General features: G+C 58.9%; 9 protein-coding genes and 1 pseudogene. 2 read left to right on the forward strand and 8 right to left on the reverse strand.

Annotation, left to right across the window (positions count from 1 at the left end; all coding sequences use genetic code 11):
• Nucleotides 1-3: 3 nt before the first annotated feature.
• Complete coding sequence (locus tag I2E69_RS15285) at nt 4-147, reverse strand: hypothetical protein (protein ID WP_229095518.1); 144 nt, start codon at nt 145-147, stop codon at nt 4-6.
• On the opposite strand from I2E69_RS15285, the gene I2E69_RS12915 reads away from it, so the two are divergent.
• Both I2E69_RS12915 and I2E69_RS12920 read left to right on the forward strand, forming a co-directional pair.
• Nucleotides 122-2,419, forward strand: coding sequence for a PCMD domain-containing protein (locus I2E69_RS12915; protein WP_229095519.1), 2,298 nt, complete (start codon nt 122-124; stop codon nt 2,417-2,419). The genes I2E69_RS15285 and I2E69_RS12915 overlap by 26 nt on opposite strands.
• 17 nt (nt 2,420-2,436) lie before the next feature.
• Nucleotides 2,437-3,264: a porin family protein gene (locus I2E69_RS12920; RefSeq protein WP_195461639.1), complete on the forward strand. Its 828-nt coding sequence runs from the start codon at nt 2,437-2,439 to the stop codon at nt 3,262-3,264.
• 24 nt (nt 3,265-3,288) lie between these two features.
• Here I2E69_RS12920 and I2E69_RS12925 read toward each other — a convergent pair whose 3' ends face one another.
• The 7 genes and pseudogenes from I2E69_RS12925 to I2E69_RS12955 form a co-directional block, all read right to left on the reverse strand.
• The gene (locus I2E69_RS12925) at nt 3,289-4,686 is read right to left on the reverse strand and encodes an alanine/glycine:cation symporter family protein (protein ID WP_195461640.1); all 1,398 of its coding nucleotides are present in this window, start codon (nt 4,684-4,686) and stop codon (nt 3,289-3,291) included.
• A 282-nt stretch (nt 4,687-4,968) separates the two neighbouring features.
• Complete coding sequence (locus I2E69_RS12930; protein WP_229095520.1) at nt 4,969-6,207, reverse strand: Gfo/Idh/MocA family protein; 1,239 nt, start codon at nt 6,205-6,207, stop codon at nt 4,969-4,971.
• A complete protein-coding gene (locus tag I2E69_RS12935; RefSeq protein WP_195461642.1) occupies nt 6,204-7,040 on the reverse strand; it encodes an FAD:protein FMN transferase in 837 nt (278 codons plus the stop codon). Before I2E69_RS12935 ends, I2E69_RS12930 begins: the two co-directional genes overlap by 4 nt.
• A gap of 3 nt (nt 7,041-7,043) precedes the next feature.
• Nucleotides 7,044-7,271: a hypothetical protein gene (locus I2E69_RS12940; protein WP_195461643.1), complete on the reverse strand. Its 228-nt coding sequence runs from the start codon at nt 7,269-7,271 to the stop codon at nt 7,044-7,046.
• A gap of 61 nt (nt 7,272-7,332) precedes the next feature.
• Nucleotides 7,333-8,697, reverse strand: a complete 1,365-nt coding sequence (locus I2E69_RS12945; protein WP_410489116.1) for a Gfo/Idh/MocA family oxidoreductase — start codon at nt 8,695-8,697, stop codon at nt 7,333-7,335.
• A 96-nt stretch (nt 8,698-8,793) separates the two neighbouring features.
• Nucleotides 8,794-10,131 (reverse strand): DUF1080 domain-containing protein, encoded by a 1,338-nt coding sequence (locus tag I2E69_RS12950; RefSeq protein ID WP_394369673.1) that lies wholly within the window; start codon nt 10,129-10,131, stop codon nt 8,794-8,796.
• Between the two features lie 858 nt (nt 10,132-10,989).
• Nucleotides 10,990-11,544: pseudogene (locus I2E69_RS12955) on the reverse strand (hypothetical protein); the annotation flags it as partial.

Raw genomic sequence — 11,544 nt, forward strand, 5'->3', positions numbered from 1 at the left:
GCTCTACACGGTAGCTTCCAGCGGCGCCACTACGCGCTGGAAACTGCAGATCGTCGACGCCCAGTCGAACGAGTCGGCCGAGATCGCACGGGTCGGCGTCACGGCCGGAGAGGGATCGGAGATGCTGGCCGCACCGTATGCCCGCATCGACAAGGTTAACTCCGAGATCGTCTTCCAGGCACTGGGCTCCGCCGCTTATCCGCTGTCGTTCGTACCGGAATTTACCTTATCCGACGGAGCCGACTGGGCCGACGGAGCGGAAATCCCTGCGGAGACACTCACCTTCGAGGAGAAGACGAGCACGATGAAATACACGGTCGAAGCCGCCAGCGGCCTCACGAAAACCTGGACCTTCCGTTCGGAAATCGTGGCCCAGACCGACAACGGGAGCACGGCTTCGCTGACCGAGGACCAGGTGGAACGCCTGATGCCCGAGACCTCGAAAATCAAGTTCCAGGCGGGAACGGCCCAGCTCACAGGAGCCACCACGGAATTCAACGTGTCGAAAATCGGAGGACGCATCAACCTGATGATCCGTCCGGTGGCCCGTGCGATGGAATTCCCCGTCAAGGCTACGGTCGAAGTGCCCGTCCATGCCAACTCAGCGCTCTTCGGGGCTCCCGCCGACAACAGCTACACCTTCGAGTCTTACACCGACACCAAGCAGTTCTGGATCGTGGACAAAATATCGGGACTGGCCAAAAGCTGGACGATCGCCCTCGCTCCGGAGCTGAACACCGACATTCTCGGCCTCACCATCTCGGCCTACACCAGCACCCCGGGCAACGAGGTCATCGGCGTGGATACCGACCAGGTGGAGATCGACCACGAGAACAGCCGCATCACCGTCCCGGTCGGAAGGATCGACGGCGCGGCCATCGACCCGAAAGAGAAGATCAACCTGAAACTCACCTTCGCGCTGGAACTTCCCGAAGGATCGACCAGCACCGTGAAATCGTCGAACCACACCTACGTCACGAATACGGCGACGATCACGGTCAAGACCAGTAACGGCCAGCAAAGCCGCAATTGGACGCTCTACCTCAAGGATAAGAACGCCGCAGCATCTTCGGACACCGGCATATCGAACTTTTCGTATGCGTATACCTCGAAAGACAACCGGATGAAGTTGTACTCGACATCGGTCGTCGCGGACAACAACAGCCATCGTATCACGCTGAAGATCACGGCCGGGCCCAAAGCCTTCCCGCTCACGCTGACCAACAAGATCATGAAGCTGAGCAGTTCCGGGGCAACGGTCGTCGAACAGCAGATCGCCGACTACGACACGCCGCTCACGTTCGAGTCGCTGACCTCGACCAAGACCTTCACGGTGCGCGCCGAAGACGGGACCGAACAGCAGTGGACCATCGACCTCGAGTCGCAGGCAACGGGCCATAAGGCCGAAATCACCAGCTTCCTGGTCGGCAAAATCACAGGCGGCTCGCTCACGGCGGTGAAAATCGAACCGGAGACCAGCCGTATCCGGATGGAGATCGAAGGAGTTCCGCCGTTCTATGCGACTGTCTCCATCGAAACCTCGGAGAGCGCCACCGTCACCGGACTGGAAAACGGCATCCTGGCAATCAACAACTACAACCACGAGATTCCGCTGACCGTCACGTCGCAGGACGAGGAGGTGACGAAAACCTGGACGGTCTACGTCGACAAACCCGTGGAGGTCCAGATCGACAACAGCGATTTCGAACTCTGGGGCGAGTTCAAGAACATCAACAGCGGGACCTACACCATCGACCCGACGCCCGGCGCCGGTTACGGATGGGGTACGGCCAACCTGACTCTGTTCAACATCGGCGTAACGGGAACCATGCCCGTCGAACGTGCCGACGGAACGCTGGCGGCCGAAATGACGACCTCGAACCAGAACACCATGCTCTACGGCTACGTCGTGGCGTCCGGAACGCTCTACACGGGTCTGTTCAACTTCAACCTCAGCTACATCACCCAGCCGCGTAAGATGACCAAGTTCGGCATCCCCTACACGGCACGGCCCACCTCGTTCTCGATGGAGGTGAAGTATGTTCCGGGCCCCCAGATGAAAGAGGCCACGAAAGAAAACAATAAATATGTGATCCACGACATCGCCGGCGTGGACAAGGGCCATATCTGGGTGGAGTTGCTGCGCTGGAGCGGCAACGGAGCCATCGACTACGACGGAAATTCCGAGGGGTCGGAGGACATCACCGTCCTGGGACGCGCCGAACTGGTGATCGACGGCGCGAACAACCCCTACAAGGAGTGGTCGAAAATAACGCTTCCGATGGTATACGACCCGCAGTACGCCGACATTACGCCGACGCATATCGCTGTGGTGATGTCGTCGAGCAAGGACGGCGACAAATTCATCGGCGCATTCGACAGCAAACTATCGGTAGACCACTTCGTGATTAATTACTAAAATACAGCCAGCAAGTTATGAGACTCAAACATATCGCAATACTCTCCTGCACGTTCGCCCTGCTCTCGGGCCCGGCCGCAAAAGCGGAAAACCCGTCGGCAAAAACGGCGAAAACGAGCACCCGGACCGAAGAACTGAAACCCGCGCGCCAGAAACTGATCTCGTCGGACCGCAATATTTTCCGCGCAGGCGTACTGATCGGGACCGACATCGGCGGCGCCATTCCCGTGCCGTTCAAGTATATCCCCAGCACGTTCAACCCCTACCCGCAGTTGAACCTCGACATGGGCGTCTTCGCCGAATTCCGCCTCCAAGACCGCTGGAGCCTCGGGGCCAACTTCATCTACAAGACCGTGGGAATGAAGGCCGACGCCCGCGTCTCGAACCAGAAATACGAAGACCAGGAGGCCGGACTGCTCCAATATTACACGGGTACGGCCAAAATGGACATGTCGTTCACGATGTTCGAAGTACCGTTCTACGCCAAATACACCTTCAACAACCACGTATCGCGCCTGCTTTTCGGGGGCTACTTCTCCTATAACCTGAAAGCGGAGTTCGAGACGCTGGCCACGAAGGGTTATTCGGGCGGCGAACCGGACAAGGTGGAGGTCATTATCGAAAAGGGCGGCGAACCGATCAACATGTCGTTCACCTCTTCGCTGCGCGACTTCGACGCCGGCGTAATGGTGGGTTACGAGCACACGCTCTACAACCGCCTGAATATCGGCATCCGCGTCAGCATGGGTTTCCTGGACATTTTCCAGAAAGACACCAAATATTTCGACTACAAGATGCTGCACATGCGCGGGTCGATCATCGTCGGCTACCGGCTTTTCCACTAGACGCAGCCCGCATCGGGCAGCAGGCTACCAGCACTCGATTTTATTTTTCAATTCAGGAATCCGGTCTTTTGTAAAGACCGGATTTTTGATGCCCTGCCGCTTCTGGGAAGTGTAGTCGGCCAGCAGCAGGAAAGCCTGACGGCCCAGCAGCACGATCGCCGCAAGGTTGCACAATGTCATCAGCGCCATCGTCACATCGGCCAGGCTCCACGCCAGGTCGAGCGTCGCCAAAGCCCCGAACAGCACCATCGCCCCCACCAACAGGCGGTAGAGCGTCAGCACCCACGGACGCGGAGTGATAAAACGAATGTTGGCTTCGCCGTAGTAGTAGTTGCCGATGATCGATGAAAAGGCGAACAGGAAGATCGCCACGGCGACAAATATGCCTCCCGCAGGGCCGATTTCGCTCACCAGAGCCGCCTGCGTCAACTGAATGCCGTTGAGCGAAGCATCGGGAATGCCGCCGAACAGAATGATGAAAGCCGTACAGGTGCAGATGACCAGCGTATCGGTAAAGACCCCGAGGGTCTGGATCAGGCCCTGCTTCACGGGATGCGAAACGTGGGCCGTTGCGGCGACGTTCGGGGCCGAGCCCATACCCGCCTCGTTGCTGAAAAGTCCCCGCTTGATGCCCTGCATCAGCGCAGCGCCGACCGCGCCGCCCAGCGCCGGGCCCCATCCGAAAGCGTCGGCGACGATCAGCTCCAGCACTTCGGGTAGCCGCCCGAGGTTGAACAGCACGACACCCAGCGCCAGCACGATGTAACCCAGCGCCATAACGGGGACGACCACGCTGCTGACACGCGCAATGCGGTGGATTCCTCCGAAGATAATCAGTAGCGTCAGCACCGCAAGCACGACGCCGACCCACACGTGGTCGATCCCGAAAGCCCCCTCCCACGCCGCACAGATCGTATTGCTTTGCACCGAGTTGAAAGCGAATCCGAACGTTACGGAGATCAGCACGGCAAACAACACACCCATCCACCGCCGCCCGAGGCCGCGCTCCATGTAGTAAGCCGGACCACCGACATAGGAATCGCGCCCGCGGCGTTTGTAAAGCTGCGCGAGGGTCGATTCGACGAAGGCGCTCGCGGCCCCCACGAGGGCGATCACCCACATCCAGAAGACCGCACCGGGACCTCCGACCACAATGGCCGTGGCCACGCCCGCGAGGTTCCCCGTACCGACGCGGCTGGCCAGCGACACGGCAAAGGCCTGGAACGACGAGACGTGCCGTTCGCCCTTCGGGCCGCTTCCGGCCGACTCGCCCAATACGCGCATCATTTCGCCCAGCAGGCGGAACTGTACGCCCCGCGTACGCAGGGTAAACCACACAGCACATCCCAGCAGCGCCGCAACCAGCACATAGGTCCACAGCACGTCGTTCACGCTGCCGATCCAATCGGAAAGTGTCTCCATCTGCATCTGTTTTGGAACAAAGATAGCAAAGTTGGTGCTACATTCGGTTCCCAACGCGGCAAACCGCCCTGCCGTAGCTGCGAAAACGCCGACTTCCCGATCGGTTCCGAAGCAACCGAATCAGGGACTCCGAACCCACAGACCGTTTTCCCGGCCCATGCGCGTAATCTCCTGATTCCATTATAGTTCAAACAACACCCCAAAAGTCGGATACGAGACTTTTGGGGTGTTCTTCGTCGGGACGGCCCGCGTTCCGGAGTGCCCGGGCCCCGGGCCGGACCGCTAAATATAGTCGATCCGGACCTCGTCGGGCAAGGCCAGAATCTTGTTTTGCAGGATCGCCTCGTCGCCCAGCAGGCAGAAAATCGACGCATAGTAAGCCTCTTCGAGGACGTTGGGCGGCTGCGTGTTGGTAAGGATGCTGTGGCAGAAGGACTGGAGCATTTCGAGCGAACCGTCGCTCCCGACTGCTTCCGGCATAATGGCAATGCCCGGATCGGCCGAAGCGGCCTCCGCCGACCAACTCGTGCCTGCAAAAACCGAGTTGCTGAAAATACCCTGCTCGATCTCCCCGACCAGTTGGCGGATGCCGCTCCTTTTACGGGGACTCTCGGCATAGAGGCGACCGTTGGCCAGGTCGACGGTTCCCTCCTTGCAGAGAATCTGCTCGCCCATGCCGAAATGCTTGTTGGCGATCACCGATTCGAAGGTCATGTTGACCCCGTTGGGGAATGTGTAGATGGTGCTGACGCTGTCGAACACCTCGCGGCCGTCCTTCCAGTAGACGATGTTACCCGTACCCATGACCTGGGTAGGGAGCATTCCCATGGCCCACGTTCCGTTCTGCAACTGGTGGCAGGCCAACTCGGTCATCAGCCCGCGGGAGTATTCGCGGTAGAGGCGCCAGTTGATGTGCCGTTCCAGTTCGGGCGAAGGAACCTTCCGCCGCCAGTCGTTGTTGCGATACCAGTAGTTGCGGACATTCACCACGGGACCGAGTTCGCCCTTGCGCACCGACTCCATGATCCTAATATACTTGGGATCGAACAACCGCTGCTGTCCCACGAAAAAGATCTTCCCCGACGCCCGGCCCTGCCGGTACATGTCGAGACACTCCTCCATGGTGTAGGCCATGGCCTTCTCGCAAAGCACGTGCTTTCCAGCCCCGAAGGCGTCGAGCGCCACCCGGTGATGCAGGTGCAGCGGCACGGCGATGATGACGGCATCGACCTCCGGATCCTCCAACAGGCGGCGGTGGTCGTCGTAGCGCTTCGCCCCGGGAGCGATCCCCGACGCCTGGTCGAGGTTGTGCGCATAGTTGTCGCAAAGGGCCGTGATCTCGGCATTGACGACCGACAGCAGGTTGCGCATGTGGTACTGCCCGCGTGAACCGGTTCCGATGATGCCGAAGCGCACACGGCCGCCCTTGATCTCGTCCTGCCCGGCCGCAGTACACCCCTTCAGCCAGGGAACGGCCGACAGCGCAATCCCGGCGGCGCCCAGCGTGCCGATTCGTTTCATAAATTCTCTTCTATCCATGATTCCGTATCTTGCTTTATTTCCGTGTAGCTATACCCTTCGAATTCCGCGACGATCCCCTGCCTCGCCCCACGGGGTGCGGCGTAAAGCGCCGTGGATACTATTTCGCAGACAAAGGCCGAGCGGCCCTCGACCGCAATGACGCCGCCTTCGGACACCATCCGGCGGTTCGTCGGGTCGACGATGTGCGCCTGCCCGTCGGGCCGCAGCCCCGAAAACGAGAGCGAAGCCTCCCTGAGGCGGAACGTTCCCCCGCCGGCCGTCGCCGCGACCTGCCAGCAATCCCCGAAAGGATGCGAACCGACGGCTGTCACGGAGCTGTCCCCGAAATTGACGAGGGCACTCCCGACGCCGGCGTCGGTCAGCAGTTTCTTCACCCGGTCGAGCGCATAACCTTTGCCAAAGCCGCCCGCGTCGAGCACGACGCCGTCTCCGGCCAACGTGACGCTCCGCGTAACGGGATCGAGCCGGTAGGCCGGAGTGTTTCCGCGCTCCGAAAGGGCTGCGATGTCGAAATAACCGCCCGTGCTCTTGCGGAACACCTCGCAGAGTTGCAGGATGACGAAGGTCTCCTCGTCGAGTGCAACCGCTTCCCGCCCCTGCGAAGCATTGATCTTCGCAAAAACGCTCCCGTCGTCGTGCCGGTTCAGCTTCGCGTCGAGCGTTTCCACGAGCCGCTCTATTTCCCCGGACAGCCGCCGGGCCTCGGGTTCGCCGACTCCCGCCAGCACCGCCTCCAGGACAGTATGCATCGCCTCAAACGTAGCATAAGCCACCGGGGCCTGCGGATTTTTGGCGCTGTAAACAAATTCCATGGTCTACTTCCTGCGCCAAAACAACCGCACGACCAGCCGGACCAGCCACACGAGCAGGTAGAACACTGCGGCGACGCACACGACATATCCGATCTGCGAGAACAGTTCGGACCAATGCGTGCCGTAGCGGACGATGGCGAAGACGTTGACCAGGCAGGCGGCCACGAAACAGCCGAGGATCAAGCCGAGTTCCAGCCGTTTCGCCCGCGCCGTTATTACGGTATCTTTCATTGATTGCATGATTTAAACCGAACGCCATCCGGCCGCCAAAGCAGCCGGATGGCGCAACCGGTTACAGTTTGTAGAACTCCTCCCAGCCGCGGCGGGGAACAGCGCCCCAGAGCAGTTGGTTGGCCAGCGGATTGTTGGTGATCTGCTTCGTTTCGCGGTCGAAGAGAATCTTTTCGCCGGTCCACTGGCTCACGACACCCAGGCAGAAGACCTGGCTCAGCGGCCCCGAAACCGAGAAAGGCGAGCGGGTATGCTCCTTGCCCATGACCGACAACAGGAAGTTGGCATAGTGGTTCGACGTGGTTTTGGGAACCTCGGGAAGCCTTCCGGCCATCTCCTTCGCCCGCTCTTCGGGGATGATCGAGAGCGTGCTCGCATGCGAACCGCCCTTGAAGGTCAGCGTCTCGGAATAAATTTCCTTGCCCGGATTGAGTTTCGCAGGCTGGATCTTGCCGCCGGCGACCGTCGGGATGTTCGGATCGAGCTCCGACACGCCGTAGCCGTCGGGCACGGAGGGAATATTGTCCAGACCGTCGTACCACGTAATGTCCAGGGCAGGCATCTGCCGGCGCTCGGGGAAGCGGAAGACCAGCGTGGACGACATGGGATAGAAGAAGGGATTGTGTCCCTTGAGGTAGGTGGGATTGACCTCCGTGGGAAGGCCCAGTTCGAGGAACTCGTGCACCGTGTCGAGAATATGCGCGCCCCAGTCGCCCAGCACTCCCATGCCGAAATCGTACCAGCAGCGCCACTGCCCCTTGTGGTAGTCGTGGTTGTAAGCGTGTTCGTGCGCCGCGCAGAGCCATGTCTCCCAATCCAGTGTCCCCGGAACGGGTTCGGCCTGCGGGTAGCTCGTCATCTTGGGGTCCCAGCCGTGCCAGCGGCGCGGGTTGTTCATGTGGGCCGTAACGGCCGTAACGTCCTTGATGATCCCGGCGTCCTTCCACGCCTTGAACTGGAAATAGTTGGCTTCGGAGTGCCCCTGATTGCCCATCTGGGTCACAACGCCGTATTTCTTCTCGGCTTCCATCAGCAGTTCGCACTCGTAGAACGTGCGGGCCAGCGGTTTCTCCACATAAACATGGATGCCCTCGCGCATGGCCGCCATGCAGATGGGGAAATGGCTGTGGTCGGGCGTCGCCACCATGACGGCGTCGATCCTGCCGGACATCTCGTCGAACAGTTTGCGGAAATCGCGGTATTTCGGCACACCGGGGAACATGGCCTCGACCTCCTGCGTATGTTTGGCGCCCATGTCCACATCGCAGAGGGCCACGACGCTGCAAAGACCCGTCTTATGAAGTTCTTTCGCCACCTCGGCGCCGCGGTTGCCGATTCCGATCAACGCGATGCCGACCTTTTCGTTAGCCCCTACCACCTTCGGCGAGGCCATTTTTTTGGTTCCGTTCCCGGCATTGCCGCCCATGAGCAGCGAGGGAATCATCGCGGCCCCTCCGATGAGGGCCGTGTTTTGCAGGAAGCTCCTGCGCGACATCTTCTTGTCTGCCATCGTGCTCAGCTTTTAGTCCAACTCCTTGATCTTGATATTCTTGTAATAGACTTCGTCGCCGTGGTCCTGCAGCAGGATATGGCCGCTCTCGAAGTTGCCGAAGTTCACCCAGTCCTTATACTTGCTGTAATCGACCAGCGCGTCCCACATCGCATTGTTGCGCTCGTATTCGATAATCTTGACATCGTTGAGCCAGTGCTCGACGTGGTTGCCTCGAACGACAATGGTCGCCTTGTTGAAAAATCCCTTGCGGAAAGGCTTGTCCGCGGGAGCGGGAATGAGGTCGTAGAGCGAACCCAGCTTGCGGTTGCCGTTCACGCCCAGCTTGGCGTCGGGATGCTTCGCGTCGTCGAGCACCTGGTATTCGCAGCCGATGGCCGAACCGCCCTTGGCGCTGTTGATGTCGGGATTCACGAAGTACTTGATGCCGCTGTTGGCGCCTTCGGTAATCTTGAAGTCGACCGTCAGGATGAAATTCCGGTATTTTGCGGTCGTGATGATGTCGCCGCCGTTGCCCGATTCGGCGCCGTCGGCCTTTTCGACCGTCAGGATGCCGTCCTTGACGTGCCAGCCCTTGCCGGGGAACTGCGGGCCCTTGTGGCTGCGCCAGCCGTCGGTCGTCTTACCGTCCCACAGCAGTTTCCAGCCTTCGGCCTTCTCACGCTCCGAGATCGTATTGGGAATGCAGTTATGCTGCGCAATGCCCGTTTCGGGCGACAGTTCGTACTCCAGTCCGGAGGTCAGGATGCGGATATCCTTCCAGCAGACCTTCTTGCCGGCCAGTTCGGGCTTGCCGATGGCATGCACCTGCAGGGCGATGAAACCCGAAGCATCCTGCGCGTCGAGCACGTCCGCTGCCGGAACGCCGTTGATCCAGGTCCGGATGCGATTGCCGACCGCCTCCACGCGGACTTTGTTCCAGTCGCCGTGGCGGAAAGCGCGCTGCGCCGCGGGATTGGTCGTCAGCGGATAAAGCCACCCGAGGCGCGCCTCGTCGTAGATGCCGCCCGACCATGCACGCGCCGACGGATCAATCTCGTACTGGTAGCCCCGCACACGGCCGTCGGTCAGGTGGCTGCGCAGTTGAATGCCCGAATTCAATCCTTCGTCGACCCGGAACAGCATCTCCAGGATGAAATCGCCATACTCCTTGTCCGTGCGGAGAAAGGTGTTCGGCGTACCCGTCTTGCTGATGCCTTCGATAGCACCGTCGACGATCCGGTATTCGGCCGTACCAGCGACCGTCTTCCAGCCGTTCAGGTTTTTGCCGTTGAAAAGTGTTTGCCATTGAGCCTGTGCTCCGACAACGGTACAGGTCCCCAAGAGTAGAAGAAGTATTTTTTTCATTATTTTTTGGGTAGTTTTGATTTTACGAAGATAACTCATTTTTTTCCATTTTCAGCCCGTATCGTCTCAAAATAGGCGACAGTTTGGTCAAGTTTTACCGCTTCCGAACCCCTACGCCCCTATTCCAACCCCTGCGTCCTTACTCCAGGGGCATAAAGCCCCCATGCCTCGGGTTTTGCCGCATATCTAAGGCGCATGCTCCGCCGCGCCGAAAGTATCCCTGACCGGCATTCCTTTGGCCTGACACCCGTAGGACTGCATCATGAAACCAGTCGTTTCCCGATCGGGTATGATGAAGCCGTCCAAGGAGACACCGACCGCGAACCCCGAACCGAATGCGCCTTTCGTGCCCGGCAACGAAGACTGCAACTTATTCGTCAGATTCTCAACCCCAAAAACAGCAATTCAAAATAAGCCGCTCCTTTCTTTTCGCCGCAAAACGAATACTTAATCACATAGACCTTAAATCAAACCGATGTCGTTCAGCGCATTATCACCATTCGCGTGGTACATTTCCTCGGCTCATACCCATGTACCACGTTTAAGCACTTTGGTGACCAGCTTTCATGTGCCCGCCTTTGCTATGGCCGGAGAACGAAATAATCCCGCATATCATTGATATACAGGATCATTTACTTCTATTTACGTCGCTTTGCGCAACAAAAAAAGAGGTCATCTTGACCTCTTTGGAGCGGAAAACGGAAACCGAACCTTGGGTTTCTTTCCGTTATGTATCAATATGTTACGGCGTTCTTTGGTTTTTTAGGTCACCGATAAGTAGCTCACCTTTTGCGCCTTGCTGCATTTCTATGCGTCAATACAAAGATACACAATCTTTTAGACAAAAACAAATCTTTTATTCTATCTATTTTGGCGGAGTATTTTATCGTACCCGTCGAAATCCATCAGGTCGAACGATTCCACCCGCTCCCCCGCTTCCCGCCGGGCGGCTATCATCTCCAACAGTTGCCGGAATTGCCGGAACCGCCTTATCGCGTCGGCCCCCGACGGGGTTTCCCGACCTCCCGCCCACATATCATGCCTTACGGCATAGGCGTATGCGAACACCTTGAGCGAAAGATGATCGTGGCGCGGCGTTTCCCGCAGGCGGAATATTAGGTCCGTATCGTCTGGGGTCGTCAGGTAATGATACCACCCCGGCGGCGGCTCGGACTGCCATTTACGCACAAAGACCGTCGGCAGATGGTCCGCCCGGATCACGAAATTGTTGCGCCGCAGGTAGGCAACGCTTTGCCGAATCTCCTGATAGGGATCGTAATAAGGGCCTCCGTATATTCGGTACTGCTTCCGGTCGGCCGGATAATGCAGGCTCGCATAGCCGGGATGGAGCAGTTCGTATTGCACGGGCAGCGGCACGGCCATATCCGTCAGCAGTTCGCGCAGCAGTCCGACCAT

This window comes from Alistipes sp. D31t1_170403_E11, from assembly GCF_015553985.1.
Lineage (GTDB): Bacteria > Bacteroidota > Bacteroidia > Bacteroidales > Rikenellaceae > Alistipes > Alistipes montrealensis.

Excerpts from the sequence above, each read along its gene's own strand:
- I2E69_RS12915 (WP_229095519.1), top strand. The coding sequence starts at position 122 with ATGCTGGCCGCACCGTATGCCCGCATCGACAAGGTTAACTCCGAGATC.
- I2E69_RS12925 (WP_195461640.1), bottom strand. The coding sequence starts at position 4,686 with ATGGAGACACTTTCCGATTGGATCGGCAGCGTGAACGACGTGCTGTGG.
- I2E69_RS15285 (WP_229095518.1), bottom strand. The coding sequence starts at position 147 with ATGCGGGCATACGGTGCGGCCAGCATCTCCGATCCCTCTCCGGCCGTG.
- I2E69_RS12945 (WP_410489116.1), bottom strand. The coding sequence starts at position 8,697 with ATGGGCGGCAATGCCGGGAACGGAACCAAAAAAATGGCCTCGCCGAAG.
- I2E69_RS12935 (WP_195461642.1), bottom strand. The coding sequence starts at position 7,040 with ATGGAATTTGTTTACAGCGCCAAAAATCCGCAGGCCCCGGTGGCTTAT.
- I2E69_RS12930 (WP_229095520.1), bottom strand. The coding sequence starts at position 6,207 with ATGAAACGAATCGGCACGCTGGGCGCCGCCGGGATTGCGCTGTCGGCC.
- I2E69_RS12920 (WP_195461639.1), top strand. The coding sequence starts at position 2,437 with ATGAGACTCAAACATATCGCAATACTCTCCTGCACGTTCGCCCTGCTC.
- I2E69_RS12940 (WP_195461643.1), bottom strand. The coding sequence starts at position 7,271 with ATGAAAGATACCGTAATAACGGCGCGGGCGAAACGGCTGGAACTCGGC.